Annotated in this window: 16 protein-coding genes and 1 pseudogene; 1 reads left to right on the top strand and 16 read right to left on the bottom strand. The window is 36.7% G+C overall.

The annotated features are described in order from the left end of the window. A pseudogene (locus tag NWQ57_RS07690) lies at positions 1-1,549 on the top strand (hypothetical protein); the annotation flags it as partial. Positions 1,550-1,573: 24 nt separating this feature from the next. Here the strand turns inward: NWQ57_RS07690 and NWQ57_RS07685 are convergent. The 16 genes from NWQ57_RS07685 to NWQ57_RS07610 all read right to left on the bottom strand — a co-directional run. Further along, positions 1,574-2,722, bottom strand: coding sequence for a hypothetical protein (locus NWQ57_RS07685; protein ID WP_306021561.1), 1,149 nt, complete (start codon positions 2,720-2,722; stop codon positions 1,574-1,576). Further along, positions 2,712-3,728: an STELLO glycosyltransferase family protein gene (locus tag NWQ57_RS07680; protein WP_306021560.1), complete on the bottom strand. Its 1,017-nt coding sequence runs from the start codon at positions 3,726-3,728 to the stop codon at positions 2,712-2,714. The genes NWQ57_RS07685 and NWQ57_RS07680 overlap by 11 nt, the downstream gene beginning before the upstream one ends. After that, the gene (locus tag NWQ57_RS07675; RefSeq protein WP_306021559.1) at positions 3,700-4,815 is read right to left on the bottom strand and encodes a hypothetical protein; all 1,116 of its coding nucleotides are present in this window, start codon (positions 4,813-4,815) and stop codon (positions 3,700-3,702) included. Before NWQ57_RS07675 ends, NWQ57_RS07680 begins: the two co-directional genes overlap by 29 nt. Next, positions 4,808-5,437 carry a bifunctional 2-polyprenyl-6-hydroxyphenol methylase/3-demethylubiquinol 3-O-methyltransferase UbiG gene (locus tag NWQ57_RS07670; RefSeq protein WP_306021558.1) on the bottom strand — a complete coding sequence of 210 codons (630 nt, stop codon included), beginning with the start codon at positions 5,435-5,437 and terminating at the stop codon, positions 4,808-4,810. The genes NWQ57_RS07675 and NWQ57_RS07670 overlap by 8 nt, the downstream gene beginning before the upstream one ends. A gap of 153 nt (positions 5,438-5,590) precedes the next feature. Beyond that, positions 5,591-6,961 (bottom strand): hypothetical protein, encoded by a 1,371-nt coding sequence (locus tag NWQ57_RS07665; protein WP_306021557.1) that lies wholly within the window; start codon positions 6,959-6,961, stop codon positions 5,591-5,593. A gap of 38 nt (positions 6,962-6,999) precedes the next feature. Continuing rightward, positions 7,000-8,274 carry a glycosyltransferase family 2 protein gene (locus NWQ57_RS07660; RefSeq protein WP_306021556.1) on the bottom strand — a complete coding sequence of 425 codons (1,275 nt, stop codon included), beginning with the start codon at positions 8,272-8,274 and terminating at the stop codon, positions 7,000-7,002. A gap of 67 nt (positions 8,275-8,341) precedes the next feature. After that, positions 8,342-10,639, bottom strand: a complete 2,298-nt coding sequence (locus tag NWQ57_RS07655; protein WP_306021555.1) for an HAD-IA family hydrolase — start codon at positions 10,637-10,639, stop codon at positions 8,342-8,344. A 17-nt stretch (positions 10,640-10,656) separates the two neighbouring features. Continuing rightward, positions 10,657-12,018, bottom strand: coding sequence for a glycosyltransferase family 2 protein (locus NWQ57_RS07650; protein ID WP_306021554.1), 1,362 nt, complete (start codon positions 12,016-12,018; stop codon positions 10,657-10,659). After that, positions 12,011-13,192: a UDP-galactopyranose mutase gene (gene glf, locus NWQ57_RS07645; protein WP_306021553.1), complete on the bottom strand. Its 1,182-nt coding sequence runs from the start codon at positions 13,190-13,192 to the stop codon at positions 12,011-12,013. Before glf ends, NWQ57_RS07650 begins: the two co-directional genes overlap by 8 nt. Next, on the bottom strand, positions 13,192-14,136 hold the full coding sequence (locus tag NWQ57_RS07640; protein ID WP_306021552.1) for a glycosyltransferase: 945 nt from the start codon (positions 14,134-14,136) through the stop codon (positions 13,192-13,194). The genes glf and NWQ57_RS07640 overlap by 1 nt, the downstream gene beginning before the upstream one ends. A 69-nt stretch (positions 14,137-14,205) precedes the next feature. Then, on the bottom strand, positions 14,206-14,931 hold the full coding sequence (locus NWQ57_RS07635) for an SDR family NAD(P)-dependent oxidoreductase (RefSeq protein WP_306021551.1): 726 nt from the start codon (positions 14,929-14,931) through the stop codon (positions 14,206-14,208). Then, positions 14,924-16,225 carry an AMP-binding protein gene (locus tag NWQ57_RS07630; RefSeq protein WP_306021550.1) on the bottom strand — a complete coding sequence of 434 codons (1,302 nt, stop codon included), beginning with the start codon at positions 16,223-16,225 and terminating at the stop codon, positions 14,924-14,926. Before NWQ57_RS07630 ends, NWQ57_RS07635 begins: the two co-directional genes overlap by 8 nt. A 7-nt stretch (positions 16,226-16,232) precedes the next feature. After that, positions 16,233-16,487 (bottom strand): acyl carrier protein, encoded by a 255-nt coding sequence (locus tag NWQ57_RS07625; RefSeq protein WP_306021549.1) that lies wholly within the window; start codon positions 16,485-16,487, stop codon positions 16,233-16,235. Between the two features lie 8 nt (positions 16,488-16,495). Further along, a complete protein-coding gene (gene pseH / locus NWQ57_RS07620) occupies positions 16,496-17,101 on the bottom strand; it encodes a UDP-4-amino-4,6-dideoxy-N-acetyl-beta-L-altrosamine N-acetyltransferase (RefSeq protein WP_306021548.1) in 606 nt (201 codons plus the stop codon). Next, positions 17,091-18,119 (bottom strand): UDP-2,4-diacetamido-2,4,6-trideoxy-beta-L-altropyranose hydrolase, encoded by a 1,029-nt coding sequence (gene pseG / locus NWQ57_RS07615; protein WP_306021547.1) that lies wholly within the window; start codon positions 18,117-18,119, stop codon positions 17,091-17,093. Before pseG ends, pseH begins: the two co-directional genes overlap by 11 nt. Positions 18,120-18,125: 6 nt before the next feature. Next, a partial coding sequence (locus NWQ57_RS07610; protein ID WP_306021546.1) for an SAF domain-containing protein occupies positions 18,126-18,311 on the bottom strand: 186 nt, incomplete at its 5' end.

Here is an 18,311-nt window from a genome sequence, read left to right as displayed (position 1 = left end):
CTTTGAAGTGTTGCAACACGCTTTTCCAACCGTCAGTAATTTTGTAACTAACTTATTGAGTGTAATTGGCTTTAACCATATTTATTTGATGGGCGTTGATCTAGGCTTTATTAATGTGAAACATCATCATTCCAAATTTTCGGGGTATTATAGGGAAGATGGCCAAGAAATTTACAATTATGCAGAAAATAATAACACCTCCTTAGTCGTCCCAGGGAATTTTCGCCCCAGCGTAAATACTAAGCACGAATTTAAAATTTCACGGCAGATTATTGAACAAGTCACTCAAAAAAAACCAAAATTACAAACATTCTACAACTGCAGTGATGGTGCAGAGATTAGTGGCACTAACCCGCTCCGAATCGATAACCTTCTAATTGTTTCATCTAACGTTCAGAAAGAAAACGCCTTAATGGGACTAAAATATTTAGTTTTTTCCGAAGAAAATAACGAAGATTTTATTAAAAAATTCGAAAATAAATTTTCACATCCTTTATTAATCCAAGAATTATCTGCTTTTGAGAATTTGCTAGAACAAATTTTTATAAGTACAGAACAAATAGACTATCTTATAAATAAACAAAAAGAAATGCTTTTTGCTTCCTATCAAAATGGAAAATCACTTCTTTTTTATTACTTATACGGGACAGTAAATTATGCAAATGCTGTATTTAGCAAAATAGGAGCTAATGATTCATATTCACTCAATACATTTAACGTGTGGAAATTAACACTATCAAAAATTAAAGGACTCATTCGCAATAAATCTACTATTTATGATATTTCAAATTACCGAGATTTTGAAAGAGAGAGACTTTTGACGCGAACTTACCTTCAGTATAAAACAATGTTAGTAGTGACCAATTCGTCAACTTTTGCAGGTTCTTGTGAATGGTTTTTATCTAAAATTTTTGAATCTAATCTCAAGGCAACTATATGTCTTATTAAAGATGTGAAAGAGAATGTTGAATATGATTTTGTAATTTACTATATTGACTCTCGTTTCTATTTAAACAACGAAAATGGGAAACATTGCGATTATACCGTAGGTGGTAAAATTCATACACTTATCCTATCACGTTCTTTTGACGAAAATTTAGAGGCTTTGACTAAAGAAAGACAAAGAACTTCAATATTAATTAGACCTGAATTTAACGAGTTAACTGATTTTAAAATATACAATTTATTTGTTTATGCTACCGTTGCAATCAGATCTTGTATCGAACTCAAATTCTCTGGCATCATTTTTCCTAAAGTTAAATATGGAACAAATGATCTATCTGAAATTAAAACTTCATTCGGGAAATTTAAACGCGAAGATTTCCCATTTTTTACAGTTACTTTTAAATACTATTCCATCATCCCATTTAATGAACAGAGTGATAAGGAGTTGCTCACGTTCAGTGGAGAGAGAGGCATAAAAATTTCAAACTTAGATGATGAAAGTGCGTACATATTTTCTTATTGCACCAAAGAAGAAATATTAAAAAACCAAGAAGAATACTTAAAAATCACTCCGTGCTTATTTAATGATAAAGAATACAATTAATCGGAAGCTTAAAGAATTTTCGAATTAAGAAAATTTGGATTCATCTATGGTTTGAAGAGCGGAAATAAGCTTTCGGGTTTGCGCTTTCCAGCCATATTTTTGGTAGACTAAGTCAATTAGATTATTGCGCCAATACTTAGAACTGCACTTTTTATAATGTTCCAAACCATAAATCAAATTGTTCTCTTCAAAGTCAGGCAGACAATATCCTGAATCAAACTCCTCTACATAACGAAAACTTGGGGCATAATTTTCTGTAAAAACGAACATTCCTGAAGATAAATAATCTAAAATCTTAGTATTGTCGTGCTGTTGATACACACTTTCGCAAAAATCTAAACCAATATCATGTGATAGTAAAATTTCTTGATAGTTAGATTCCGCGGCCCCCAGAAAATTAATGTTTAAAGGGAGTTCATGACCAATCCAATCTGATAATTTTTTTAAGGCTTCGGGCGAACTTAAGCTCTCTTCTAACAAATTAATTACTGTTCCAAAAACTTTGTTACCAGGTGCAGTGCTTACAGTATGTTTATCAAACACTAACCTGCTTACTATATTGACTTCTACATCAGAAAATACGTTTGCAAATTTAACTATCTTTTTCAGCACCTCTCGACTCCTTATACAACCAACCCAAAGAGCCTTGATTTTCCCTGGTTCAGTATGACTAAGACTTTGCGCTAATTCATTTACTCCAAAATCAAGATTCAAGACCTTTGGAACAACTCCTCTCTGCTCAATAATTAATTTTTGCTCATAGTTATTCACTGTAATTAACTTAAAGATGTTGTACAAATCTTGCCCGTCTCTACTAATGGCATTATCGTTAAAACAAGACAGTAAAACTAAATTACAATTTGATAAGGCAAGCAAATCAATTCCATGCTCACTTATTAAGACACTAGGCTTAGTCGTAGAGATAAGAACCAGACTTGCCGAGCTAGCTACGCTCTTGTACCGGCTTCTGTCTATTAGTGTTATGTTTTCATGACTAAGCCCCGTGGGTAAAGATATCCTATAATCTACGACAAGAGCCACACTCAAATTTAATATTGCTAACTCCTTCGCAACACCTACCGCTCTAATGGCATTACCAATCACATTTGATAGGGGATTATTGCAATCAGTCACTTCGATCGTGTGACCGATAATCAAAAAATCAAACTTCATTGCTTCTACTCACGAACTTAAAGTCTGTAATCCAGTTGTTTAAGTGTAACAACTCATCTTTTTTAACAAGTTTAGCTAGGACTAGATTCGAATAAATTTTCAGCAGACAATCTGTTAAAGAATCTGATTGATGAAATACCGTATCAATCAAACACTGAATTACTGCTGGAGTGTTAATATAGCATTCTATCTCATCTTGAAAGTCTTTGAACAAATCATGTTGATTACGTTCTTGATAAACGGTAGCGTTTGCAAATGCTAAATATAAGTTAAAATGATCTAAACATCGTTTTGCTACAAAACTTCTTAAAATATCCGTGAACCTGAAGCTCACTGTAACTGGTAAATATAGAAGCGCAAATGCTTCTTTTTTCCAAAGCGTGTTTTGTGAATTAAATGGACAGTAACATTGAGTAGGTAACAAAAAACTATGGTCTTTTCGAGAGAAATTAATAGGCATGTATTTTCTACTTAGCCTAAAAATGGCATCCACATCAGGGTCACTATCAGCAAGGCCTTGTACTATTGATGCTTCGATCAATTTTTCTTTATTAATGTTGTACTCGACATCACTATTTATTTCGGATAGAGGAAAGCCTCTTGGCCAAATGAACTGGTCTGTAAATAACTTATAGCAATTAAACACAACGTTATTTTCAGAACGGATGTCAATAACAAAACCTTTAGATAAATCGTCTAAAAAATTTTCAGAATGAGGGATATTGTCGTCGTCAGTCTCATAAATAATATTAGCACCCTTTTTAATCGCTAATAAATACCCAATATTTTTTCTACTATAATGCCTCTCAGGCATCATACTTGACTTTAGCTCTTTAAAAGAAAGTTGTTGTTCAAACGAATAGTACTGTAAACCTTTTCTTATTTCATTTATGTTCTTACTTCCTTTGTCACCAATAACGATCATATTTTTAGTTTTAGGATATTGGAGAAATTTTTCTATGCCTTTAGTTAGGCCATTAATCGTCGTAATTACTGTGAGTATCATTTAACATTCCAATTAAGAATTTTCGAATACTTGCTCTAGGCGATTCAAAATTTAAACCAAAATCAATTTTTAATAGTTCAGAGGTTAAACTATGCTCAACATGAACTTTATCAATACTATTTAACCTTATTTCTAATTCTGAAAGTGAAAAAAGTGTTTCAATATCATAGTCAGACCAAATATTGTCAATATTTTCATTAGTCACTGAGATTGCAATTTTACTACACAACTTTGCTTCTAAGAGCATCGTACTATTAATAGATATAACAACCGAAGAAGCCATTATTGCATCGATTGCATTATCATTATTAAAATCATTTACGCATTCATTTATATCAATGTAATCTTTTTTGATGGAATTTGGGATCATGTTAATATTATTAGGTGGATTTCTAATTATTAGTCTTTTATTTTTGGCAATAGTATAGAGGCACATAAACTGAATTAGTTTGTTTTGAAATTCTACAGCTTCTTTTTGTAAAATTTGGCAGTCCATATTTTGCAAAACCAATAGATAGCTATCTCCTTTACTTACTTTTTTATCTAATTGTAACTTGAAAATTTTTTCGAACTTTGGGGCACCAACAAGCATCAAACCACTTCCAGCGTGACCACGACGAATAAAAATTTTTCTCTGCAAGTCACCCCACAACAAACAAAAATTACATATCGGAAAATTGTAACCGTATACTCTATCTTTATAATATTGTTCTTCTGAGGAGAATACCCCTTCATGTGGGATTAAAATAGTTGAAATACCTTTAGCATTTGCGATTTCAACAATATCTCGAAACACAAAATACCAATCAAAAGTAAAAATAAATCCTTTAATATCAGTATGGATAATTTTTTCTAACATTTTTCGATAGTATGATGGATTTTCTCTAACAAAATTATGGATTCTGATTCTATTATCTGGTTCATTTGAACCAATAAAAAAGCTGATCGGGTGAATAACGTGTCTTTTGTCGTCAATTTCCCGAATAAGACTATCGCATGTCTTCTCTATCCACCTGATGTAAATGAATTTGTCACTTGGTAGATCATCAAAGACATTCCAGTTGAAAAGCCCTGAGTCTTCATTCATACCAGTTATACTCTAAAATATCCCCATTAAAGCCTTGTTTAACAAAAGGTGGAAAGAAGGGAGTTAATAATTCCAAATCTCCAGAGTCAAAACTCATATTTTGGGGCAAAATTATACTCTTCTTTTTTATAATGACACTAATGTTGTAACCATACTTTAAAATTGCAGGCTCTGAACAGTCATAGCCAGCCATCACCAAGTTGTATAGTAATATACCGGCATTCCATAATGTAAAGTGTCCACCAACCACATCATTTTTTAGTGGTGGGACCGTAATTGCTAGAACGCCACCTTCTTTGACTAACCGACCAATTTTTTGCAAAAATAAATTACAATTGAGTTGGTGTTCTAAGACATGAGAACACCAAGCACAATCAAATAAACTATCTTCAGGAAAGTCCATAAAGTCGCCATAAAAATAATCTACTTCTAACGGGTTTTGATTCTTTTTGTAATATATAGAGTTTCCATAATCTATAGCTGTTACTTTCTTCCCATATTTATTTAAAATTTTGCTGTGTAGACCTTCGCCTGCGCCAATATCTAAAACGGTATGAAAGCTATAACTATCAATTAACTTTTGGAGCCCTTGACCTGCAGTTGAGTTATTAACTAAGGACAAAAACTCCTCCCTAAGCGGTTTTAGGTATAGTTTTGACACAGTTTTAGAACAGATCATGATGTACTCTTTATGTTAGTTCAATTTACTCTATCGACTGAGTTAGTAAAAAGTTTACTTATTTATTATAATTAGCAAAGATTCAGATTTATCTGGTCAAAATAGAGGAATAACTTCACAGGAAATATCCTTATTTGAAAGTAGTGTTTTTACTTCATGAATATATTTAAACGCAGAAAGAACTATTAAATCGCTATCTTCTAAATCATCGATATTAATCACCGGTATACCTTCTACTACACTGATATTACTTATAGTTAATTGATGATCAATGACCCCCTTTATTTTTGATTTCAGACTTGGAAAGATGAGACGACCGACAGAGCCAAAGCCCCATAAGATAAAAGGAGGACCTAATGTCAAGCTGTCTACGAGAGCACTAATGGTAACAAGATTATTGTATGCGACATCAGATTTTTGAAGTCTTGGCGTAGAAAAAAGGTCTTCAACGAACGGCCTGTAAGCATAAAACGCATTAAATTTTTGTCGTAAATAATTATCACAATTAAAATAAATCCAATGTTCTCGACAGAATTTCAAATCTAATAATTCAGTCCAAAATTCTGAATTGAAAAAACTTTGATAAATATCACAATAACCATTATGGAGTGTTGGTCTATATAGACAAATTGTCTTTTTCCCAAAGTAGCTTGCTTCTTTTAAAACGGAAGAAGAAACAGCAATAACGGATTTTATTTTAGAATTAGATAAAAGTTCGTATACATTTTTATTTTGTAGGTACACAACATTTTTTAAATATTTTAATCCTTCAATTACTTTAACAAAATCTTCATCCGGCATTAATGGATGCTTTAGTAGATATAATGTAGGAAAAGAAGATGAGATTTCCGTCAATTCCGATTTAAAATCCAAAAAGCTTAAAAACTGATCCCCTCTCTGACAAGCTTTATCTACAAATAGTTGAGAAATCAGTAAGGCGCTATCATCTATCAAATCCATAGAATCATTACTTAAAAAGTTAAAATTTCTCTTAAGAATTTTAACTTCATTGTGGAAAAATTCCTTTTTAGTTTTATAAGAAATAAATTTATTTTGAATATCATGATTATTTGAAAAAAAAGAAAATAACACATCCTTACAAAATCTTAAAGGAGATAACCAAATATCAATATAGCAAACTCCGATTCTATCAAAGTAAGTACGAGTTTTTTCAGAAAGTTCGTAACCAATAAAAATATCACACCCTGACAAATAGTCTTCAACTAAATGTCTCGACTCGACACAATTACGATTAGGCTCAATATAATTTAGTATCTGATCTTGATAAATTTTATGATGAAGTTCGTAAAATCTTTTTATCGGGAAATTGTGACTTAAGTTTGTATCAAGTCTAACATCAATATTGAGCTTCTTTAATATATTGAAAAGAAAGTCAAACCTTTCTAACCCCCTTTTACCAACATGACTCTGAGTTGTTAAAAAGTCATAACTAAAGAAAATATTCATTTCATAAATCGCTCATAGTTTGAATTACAAGAAAAACATTACGCGGCAGCATTTTTTTGGTAACCAAAAGCGCTGACAATATTCACATTTTTTGAATGTTCAATCAATAAAGCATAAATACTATTTATAGAACCACCAGAACCAATTAAAATCACATCATCTTGATCCATTCTATTTAACTTATTCAGTCCTAAAACGGGAAATCCCAACAAGTTTTTATCAGAAGATATTGAAACTATAAAAAATTTTAAATTTAATTTTCTCTCTATGATATAATCACCTAATCGCTTTGCCAAAGAGCCATCCCCAAAAACATAATATCTTTTTTTATCAAAAGGAATATGTTTTATTATCTTCATAAATATGATCATTTCTTGTTCTGGATTATTTTTAATGCGTTCAAAATAATGTAAGTAAAAAAAAGATTTCAAGTAAATTAGTGGATGTTTAAACTTGAAATTAAGACTCATTAAATAAGTCGACTTCTTCAAAGTATTATTAAATTTCAAGTTAATAAATGGGCGTAGAAAATTCCACTTAATCCCCATAATTTCGATCACTAACTTTCTTACTCTGAATATATCTTTGACCCGTAGAAAATTTGCACGATTATCTTTTGAGAGGGTCAAGGTATTTTCATGCCTATAATACTGATAGCCTATATCTTTTGTAACGCCAATTTTTCTGTTATCTGGAAAATTCGTGTACAACAAAATAGAAAAAAGCAAATCTTCGAACATATTTATCCTAGGTAGGTCCTTGATTTTTTTCAAAGCCTCTAACCAACATTCTCTTTTTACAATTTTATTTACGCCGACGTGCCAAATCCATGCACTATTAATCAGAAAGATCCGTTCAATAATATCGTTTCCTTGTAAATCTAATTTATCACTTAATACATTATTATTTTCAATCCATTTTTTATTATTAGAATCGCATTCTTCGACACCAAATATAAAAACATCAAGGTCATGATTAATGATAGTCTCCAAACCTTGGGAATACATATCATTTATTATCCAATCATCGGGATCTAAATGAACAATATAATCACCACTGGCTGCATTGATACCAGTACACCTAGCTGCTAACAACCCTTTGTTGACAGTGTGACTAATATAGGTCACTCGTGGAAGTTGGCTAACAATTTGTTGACAACTCCCTTCAGATGCGTCGTCTACTATGATAATTTCAGTGTCTTCTGGTGCATGTTTGTAGACCGAGTACACGGCCCTCAATAAGAATTTTTCAGCGTTATAAACAGGTATAATGACGCTTAACATTGGCGTTTTTTGACTAGTAATTTCTAACACAAAAAAATAATTCCTTCATAGCAGAAGAGCAACAAAAAACATCAATATGTCCAAGCAGCCTTAAGGATTAAGCACAGATAAGTTGTATTGATCCCCGTCCCATTGAGGTCGCTTGTTCATTTATTCGATTAGTAATTTCAGTTCGAAAGGCCATTGAACAAACTACAAAAATAGTTTTTCCTTGACTTAGAGCGCTTTGTAAGCTGACGACTGGTTTTCCCATTAATTCATATTGCCCACTGACTTCTGCTCGTCGATCCACCAAACAATCAACATCGATTTGATGTTGTTGAAAATAGGGGCACATTTGTAAATAAAAATCACCTGCGCCATAAACAGTGATGCGTTTCCATCCTGCTGCTTGTATTTTTTTAATCAGTATTTGTATGTAATACAAATTATCATTAACAGCTAGACCCAAATATTTTGGCAAGAATGTGCTATCAGACAAACTAAGCACTCCGTTAGGCCAGTGAATATTACCTCGTTCCCATTCTTTGTTTCGTAAAAAATTGAGAAACGTCTGGTCCAAACCTAAATTTTTTACTTGCTCACATTGCTCCACGCTGATAACTGGATATTCTCCTCTGGTACCAAAATTATCTTGGTGGAGCAACTCACGGAATATACTGGCTTCAATGGGGGTGGGCATAACCACATATCTCGCTAACAGTCCCATTGCATTATTTTTAGAAATCGCAGGGCGATGAGGGCCTACAGCATATTGCATAAAAACCTCAGCACCGGCAAGAAACTGCTTACATAACAAATGGTTATTAACTAAACCTGCTGCGGTCACGGGGTTTATAATACCCTGTTTCTCTTTATATTCTAAAGTTGAACCTTCATCGCCTAGTAACAAGGCTTCTATACATTCTGGCGACCTTGACAAGGTTTCACTTATCTTAAATCTATCATTACCAAACGGAATAAAAGCATGGAAAATAGTGTCATTGATAAATCGGTAAATTCTTCGTGAAGAGTAAAATAATAGGTTAGCTCCAGCAGGCTGTTTAAATATCTTTTCTAAACTATGTTGAATGGTGCCACCATTACCAAAATCAACTACTGCACACTGGCTAAAAGGTGCGTCACACACTTGCGTGAAATATTGGCTTAAATAGGCTTTTTGTTGATGTATTTTGCTCACTAAATACTCACGATTACTATCAACATCACGAAATAATCTTGCATAAAGAGCTTCACCTTCAACATATACCCCCTCGATGTTTTTTAGTTCTAAGCGAGGATCAAATTGATTCAGTAATTCAGATGACACACCAAAATCTTTAACAAAATTCTCAAGAGTATACCCTCTGTAAGTCATAAGAGTATCCATCAAATCTTCTAGCCACCTAGCTTTATTAATATCAACTGAAGGCCAAAATGCGGATTTTCTAGAAACGTAAAAATAAACGACTGTTAGGTCATTTCGACCAATTTTATTGAGATGCAGCTTTATAAGGGGCGCAAATACATAAGCCTCCCTCATTAAACATATAATTGTCGAACAACCAGTTTTGTCAGCTTTTTTAATCACCCAGTGACTAAAAGCAGTTAGTATTGGACCCCAAACAAAAGCTCCCAATTCATAGGCGGCTTTTTCATGTTCTGATGATGCTTGGGAGTCTAGAGCTGCTAATAACCTATCCGCACTCGACAAGCCTTCAACCTGAAATTGGCGTTTTTCAGCATCACAAATTTCCCTGACATTTAAAGTCGGATGAAAGTGTATGGCATGCAAACCTGCTGCCTGTGCAGAGCGCACATCGGTATCGATATTGTCCCCAACATGGAGCCACTGAGCATAATCAAGCCCTAGTTCAGTCGCTACATAACTAAAAAGTTTACCACTAAATTTGGTCAGTCCTTGCTCAGACGATACGTATAAAGGTAAATTCTGCAATATTGTATTCTGTAAATACGTTTGCCTAATTTGCTCAGATGAAAGATACATGTCAGAAATCAGACACAGAGTCACGCCACTTTTAGATAATTGGTCAATCACTCTTATTAACTTTTCGTTTAATACATAACACTGTTTCTCAGTGAGTAACTCGGCCTCCATCAACTTAATTTTGTAGGCATTATCAAAAGGAAGCTCGGCATAAATTTGTATTAAAGTTATGTCTTCTTTTACATGTTCTTTTTTTCTTGCAACCCGCTCTGCTTGTTCACGCAGGGTCGCAAACTCTGATGCAGATAAAGCCATATCACTGTGGCCACTGATGGTCGATATGGAAGTAAATAACTCAGTGGGTGAATGCACATGCCTGAATACTAGGGTATCGAATATATCAAAAGAAACATGGGTGATGTTATGTTTGACAACGTAAGCAAGTAACTGCTGGTATTTATCAATCATTGCTTATTTCCTTTTTTTCATGCCCATCGTTCAGCATGATAACGCTCATAGGCATTCAGTAACTGACGCTCAAACACAGGCCGTAAAATACTACCGAAAAACTGTTGATAATTAGTATAATCCCGCTGAAGCTCAGCTAAACTATCTACTTGGCATATATTTAAAAAACCATCGATAGCAAATTCGCCCTTATTAGACGCAGATAGCTTAGTCTCTATTATATGAGGAACTATGTGCACAGTGAGCGCAGTAGATTGCGCTTTCTGGTCTAAAAATCTTAGCCTTTCGTCAACAACTTGTATATCACTTGGACCATGTGCAACAACATAAACGAGTAATGTCGATGAGTGTAAAATTGCATTTATCACTCTTTTATTAGTTAACACGTCGTCGCAGAGGATCACACATACCGAGTCGTGCTCTTCTACTTTAAGTGCAGCGAGTGGCTCAACATCTTGCTTATCTAGTATATGTTTTGGCTGCTCAAATAATTGTCCTGCAACGATATCGATCATACCTAACAAGGTGCTAATAACGTTGTTACTCAGTCCTTTTCGATGTGCAAAAAAGCACTGTTGCTGAAGCTGAGATACAAACTTCCTGCAAAATCTATTAAATGTCTCTAGACTGCTGTGCTTAATAAAATACAGAATACGATTGCGCTCAAAGTAGTAATTACTAAACGTATTGCTGGTATTCACTGCTCCCATTTTGTGTAATACCCGAGCATCCCGCATAGCATGAACAGCAAATCCAGCAGCTTTAACGCGCGTGCACCAATCCATATCATCCCAGTAAATAAAATGTCGTTTATCAAAGCTCCCTACTTTTTCAACTACCGTGCGTCTAGTAATAAAACAGCAGGCTGGAACGTAGTCACATTCCACTATCTCTGGCAGTGTTTCAGTATCTAAATATCCTTTTAATGGTGTGCTAACATTGAAACTTTTCCAGTCAATAAAAGAGCCTAATTCCTGTAGCGTGTTGGGCTTATCCATTACACATATTTTGGCACCTACAACGCCCACTTCAGGCTTATCCTTGAGGTAGTTCAGCAGGGTTAATAATGTTGAGCTGTCTAACAAAATATCATTGTCTAACAGCGCAATAAAGTCCGTTTGTGTTTGCATTGCCGCTTCAATACCATGAGAAAACCCCCCAGCCCCTCCCGTATTCTTTGGCATAGAAATCAAACGTACACGATTGGTGTATTCCGTCTTTATCATGTCAACAGAGCCATCAGTCGATGCATTATCAACTACGATGACTGAGCAGGAATCGGAATTCAGCGTTGATGAAAAAATACTGTCTAGGCACCCCTGCAAAAACGCCTTCTTATTAAAATTACATATGACAATTGTTAGTTCAACGTTATGCATTAAGCGTGTCCGTCATCTTTACTTTTTCAAAGTTCAATAAGGCATTCGCCACTGCATCATCCATATTGTAATACTGGTAATCAGCAAGTCTCCCCGTTGGGATAATCTGTGGAAACGTGGCAACTAAGCTTTTATATGCTGCAAATTTTTGCTGATTTATCTCAGTAAATACTGGGTAGTAAGGTACATTCTTGCTCGGATCATGGCGATCATAGTCCTGCGGATACTCTTTGACTATGGTGGTACTAGCCGACTTATCTTGTAGAATATGTTTAAACTCAGTAATACGTGTAAAGGCGTGTTCGTTGGGATAATTGACGGTAGTCGCTGGTTGAAACTGACTTTGCTCCAAGGTTTGAAAGTCAAACTGCAATGAACGATAAGGTAATTCGCCGTCTACATAATCAAATAATTGATCTAACATACCGGTAAACACAACTTGCCCTTTAAACACCTCGCCTACAAACAATACGCTCTTACTCTGCGGCTCTAAGCGGATAAAAGACTTAGCCTCTACGGATGTTTTGACCGTAATATTTTTGTGACTGAGCATCTTAGTGATAAGGCTAGTGTAGCCTGCAGAAGGTATCGCCTGATAAGTATCATGAAAATATCGATCGTCCCGTGAAATAACCACCGGCACTCGAGCCGTAACAGTAGGGGAGATATCTTCTGGCGAGCAGCCCCATTGTTTGGCGGTATAGTTTACAAATACTTTTTGATAAACAAATTCGGCCAGTTCTTGCAGTAGTGGCTCTGCGCTTTTACGTAACTCTAATATCGGTACTTTAGTATCAAAACCATAGGTACTGATAAGTAGTGCTTCAATTTTCTCAGCCTGCTCTTTTGCATATAAGACAGCCAGGCTATTAAGATTAAAGGGAATAGGAATTAATTTACCATCGACCGAACCCAACACCTTGTGTTCGTATGGCGTCCACTGAGTAAACTGACTAAGATAATCCCAAACTTGCTGTTGACTGGTATGAAATAAGTGCGGGCCATAATGATGAACCAGAATGCCTGCCTCATTACGATAATCGTAACAATTACCGGCAACATGCGGCCGCTGCTCAAGCACTAATACAGTTTTATTCATCTGACTGGCAAAACGCTCCGCCATTACCGCGCCTGAAAAACCTGCGCCAATCACAACAATATCAAAGTGTTCCATTAGAGCTTATCCTGCAAAAGTTGCTTAGGCTGAAGCCTTAACTCATAAGCCAGTTGATGTTTGTCATTAAAAAACCACTGCTGTGCAGCAGACAGTTCAATGTATTTCAAAAATAAAGCTTGCTCGTTACGGGCTAAGAAATATAAGGCCGCGGCAAATTGGTGATGGGCAATGCCCTGCGCAATAACCATATCAGATACATCAAATTGCTTTGCTAAATGACACGCCAACTCAATGTCTTGTAAGGACTGTTCACGACGGGTAAATGAGCGACTGGTTTGCTGGCCAAAGCTGTTTTCATGAATTCGATAGCGGCCTAATACTTGCGGAATAAAATCGATATTAGCCTTTAGAAAACCCGCATTAAGAATGTAAAAAGCGTAATCAAAAATAATTTTACAATCGCCAGCTACCGTATCGAGCAAATGGTTGTGGCGTCTGAACATCGCACTGCTGGCTTGCATGTAACTGCCAAATTTAATCATATGTTCAATGTTTGAACGCGCTGGAATATAAGACCAGTTATAGAATTCTTGAGAATACAATTTAATGGTTTTATCACTCACAGAATCAAACATATCTGATTCGTGATAAACCATGTGGCAATCGCCATGGGCATCTAGGTAATCAACTTGAGTCTGTAACTTGTTGGGTAAGGCTAAGTCATCGCCATCCATATAAGCAATATAATCACCTCTACAAGCCGCCAATAAGGTTTGCATATTGGCCGCCAGACCGGCGTTACTTGTTTTGTATATGCAGCGCAGTTTGAGTGGAAATAACCAGGCTATCTGCGCAATTTTAGCGGCGGTATCGTCGGTTGATGCGTCATCACAAACAATGACTTCATAGTCAAAGTTGGTTTCTTGCTCTAGTACCGACAACAGACAAGGTACAATGTAGTCTTGTAAGTTGTACGCTGGCACTAATACCGATAACTTCATATACCACCAATCAAAATTTAATAGAAATCAACAATGTATCGGCATTTCAACCCACAGCTTTAGCTTGAATTATGCCGTACTGCCTGCATCCACAGTCATGACGGTGCCAGTAATAGCCGAAGCACGTTCACTGAGTAAATACACAACCATGGCTGCGGCATCATCCACCGTGGCTAATTTCCCCAATGGGCTGCGTCTTTTAACACTGTCTAACTTGGAGCCCTGTAAACTGCTGGTCATGTCAGTTTGCATATAACCGGGAGCAACACAGTTGACGGTTATACCGGCCTTCCCTACTTCACGAGCTAAGGACCGACTAAAGCCCTCTAATGCGGCCTTACTGGCAGCATAAACGCTCAGACCGTTAAATCCGGTTTGAGCAATAATAGACGAGATATTAATCACCCGGCCTCTGCGATTTAACAACATGGAGCGCACTAAGTACTTGCACAGTAAAATAGGCGCTTGAATATTCAGCTGCATTAAATGCTCGATGGCAGAGTTAGGCATGGTGGCCAACACGCCATCATGACCTGCAGCCGCGTTATTGATTAATGCGTAAGGTCTTCCATACTGTTTTATTAATTGCTTACACAGCGCAGCTAAACTATCCGTATCGGCTAAGTCAGCAGCATGGTAGTTGACTAAATCAGGATAGCGTTGCTGCAATAGTTTTAAGGGCTCTGAAAACTGGCGTGCAAGGGCAATTATTCCATAACCTTCAAGCGCGGCTTGTTGACAAATCGCTAAGCCTAAACCTCTGCTGGCTCCCGTAACAATCACGTAATCAACCATGTTGTAGCTTCCTATTCACTTTACCGGTTGGCTCACAGATAATATTATCCACTATGCTAATTTTGGTTGGTATTTCAAAACGGAGTAATTGAGTTTTGCATATTTTTAAAAGCTCTTGTTTAACACTGTAGTGGTTAGCATCTTCAATCACCGTGACATCTGCCACCACTAATTCTCCCATTAAAGCACTTTTTTTAGCATAGACTTTCGCTTGACCAATAAAGGGGCATTGCAATAACACTTGCTCCACTTTCTCTGGATAGACCTTGTTGCCACCCACATTTATGACGCCTGTCGCTCTTCCTAAAAAGAACACTCTCTCATCGGTAACTTGGACTTCGTCAAAGGTATCAATAAAACCTTGCCCATCCGCGATTTGCAACATTGTCTGAGCGTTGCCGTGACGTGGTTTTATTAAAAGGTGTTTATTGTCTGCTACTTTCAATTTAACAGGCAAATGCGTTGACTGCTCTAGCCATTTTCTAGGAAAACCTGCTTGACCGTCACTCACCACAAAACCGAGACCGGCTTCGGTCGAGGCATATATATGGCGTAATTTCGCTTGTGGAAATAACTTTTTCAGATTATCCAACAAGACTTGGTCAACGATTTCTCCCCCTAAGGTTAAGTTTTTCAGAGTCAAGCTTCCTAGTTGCTTAGTCATTAGAAGTTGACGCCACAAGCTAGGCGTAGCAGAAATAGCACTTACACTTTTACCCTGCAAAATATTTAGCTTAGCGCGCGGCTCACCTTTTGAAGCATCTATCAATTCCGCACCACTGAGTAATGCTTGTAAAACAACTTGTAAACCCGCAAAACGAAAAGGCTGATACAGTAGCCCCCAGCACAATTTTTGAAGCTTATCACTCTGTTTAATGCCTACACTTAAAGATGCAAAACTATGTTCGCACCATTTCGGCTCTCCCGTCGTCCCAGACGTTGCTAGATACCAGCTTGTCTGAGTCAGAGCATAAGAAAATGAACCAGTTGTTTCCTCACAATAGTCGGCGCCTATTTGATCGTTTTTAGACCACAATAGTACATTTTCAGGAATTTTGACTAAAGGTGGGCATAAATAAATAGCAGAACACCAACCGTCAAATGCAACGAGTTCAGTGACAAAATTTATAATGTTATCATAGGGTAAGGCTATTTTTTGTTGCCTAAGCTGTGGATTGGCTCGTCTGAGTGCTAAAGCTTGTCGATTTATTTCTAGGACGGTTTTAGACTCACAATTATCACTTACATTGCCTGTAATTTTTAATGCAGTTAGTTCATTAAACAAGTTTTGCATGGCAGAATTATTGTTTGTCAGCGCATAATTGGTAGATAGCTAAAAATTCAGCAAAGGAGCTAGGATAAGTGTCGATTACTAAGTCAGTAAACGGGTCAAAGCCTAAATCTTCTTCAAGCTGGGCAACCAGCATAGCGTAGGAAAGTGAGTCTAACCCACATTCGAGTAGTAGGGTATCAGCTTCAATTGGCTCTATAAGTTGACAATCATTAAGCTCAGCAACTTGCTGCATTGCGTGCCTGATTTGGTGTTCTATGTTCACGTTAGTTCCTAATTTCCAAATTGAATAGAAGCTGCCACTAACTTTATATTTTTGGGTAGCTTCGCCAGAACTTTATCCCGCTTCTGAGACCAAAGATCAAGGGGATATCGGTAATGTAATATATCAAAAGATTGACCATTTCGCTGTCCAGCTGGCACACTCTTAATTCTTTCATATTCAAAGACTTGATGTAATTTGTTCGCTGCATTGTTAAATGAAAGTACTTGCGCATCCAAATGAGTAAAAATTGGATTGTGACTCGCGTAATCCAGTGCAGCCAACTCCAATATGATACCACTTCCGGGCCACACATCCGTTTCGCCTAAATAACACCCCCATTCGGGCGACGATGTGTCGAGTTTTGAAAAGTTTAATATGCCTATGGGCCTATCATTTTGCCACATGATAAAAAAATGACGACTTGCATCGCACTTTAATGCAGAAAACCAATTTAAATGCTCCTGCCAGGCAATAAGGTTTAGGTCATGCATATTTTTCCTCACCCTATCACTATTGCGCCATTTCCACACCAATTCTAGTTGTGCTTCAACCAAGGGTTCAAAACGGTGGGTTGGCAACCTCGACTGCATCCGTTCATTTTTGCTATTTTCCATCTGTAAGCCCCTGTGACATAAGCTCTACAATATGCTTAGCACCGTCGTGCGTTACAAATCTTTTTGCTTGTTCATGCATTTTTTTTAACTGAGCAGTTTGCTGCCAAGCAGACACACAATGTTCAACTAATTGGCTAATGTTCATATCATTCAATGAAATAACCTCACACCAGCCTTGCTCTGCAGCCTGTTGACTCGCAAAGATCTGGTTTTTGGCAGTGACAAGTAAAAGTGCTGGCGTGGCGCACGCTAATAACTCAAATTGTGTTCCACCAGCGGCCGAGACGGCTAAACGCGTATTAACCAAAACATCAGCCATATACTGACAATCATGCAGGTGTTTAATGGCCAAACAACTTAATTTTAACCATTTTTCTAACTCCGGGAGGTGCGCATATGCTAAGCCCGTAATGAGTACTATGGGTATGTCAGGCGCGTACTTTTCAATAACCTTTAAAAATGACAATGTTAAATTTTGCGGATCACTGCCACCAAACATGATGCTCAAGTGTGTTCGAACTGACCAACTTCTATCTGCCAACTGCAGAAATTCAGGTCTCAATATTCGATAATAATCACCAAGGGCTAGTGAGGCGTTTGGTGCTGTTTGATGATAATTCAGCACATCTGCCTTAATAGCCCCATTAATCACCAAGTCTGCGTATAGCGCACCACTGTCATTTACATCATCAAATATACCTAATTTGAATTCTTTTTTGTGCAGGGCATAACGATAATCTTGCGCAAACTCGTAACCATCGACTATCAACCAATCCACATTAAGGCTCTCACATTTGTTCACCAAACGTTGCGGCTCAGTTGCTATATTTGCACTTGGAAAAATGAATACCTCACCTAAGCTAGCGAGTCTTGATTGATATAATTTAAGTGTGCGCTCAGATAAAACAAAACAGACTTCATGGCCCTCAACACGCAAAGTTTGGGCGAGTGCACTACACCGCATAATATGGCCTAAACCAATTTCTAGGTAAGCCTCTACCCTAAATAAAACTTTCACCTGACATTACTCAAAAAAATGCCATTTCAGTGCCGTGCCTTTGCTCAGATTGAGCTTGGCTTTTTTTCCGAGTACTTCACCCCAATGTTTTGGCTGAAGACCAAAAGCTGGTCTAACTATGCGTAGGTTTTCACTATTTAATACATCACCGGCTTTAATATCTTGGGCTACATAAATCGAACGGCGATATTG

Origin of the sequence: Paraglaciecola sp., assembly GCF_030730205.1 — a bacterium.
Taxonomy (GTDB): Bacteria; Pseudomonadota; Gammaproteobacteria; order Enterobacterales; family Alteromonadaceae; genus Paraglaciecola.
Note: the sequence above shows the minus strand (reverse complement) of the source record. Positions and strands in the feature narration are given on the sequence as shown.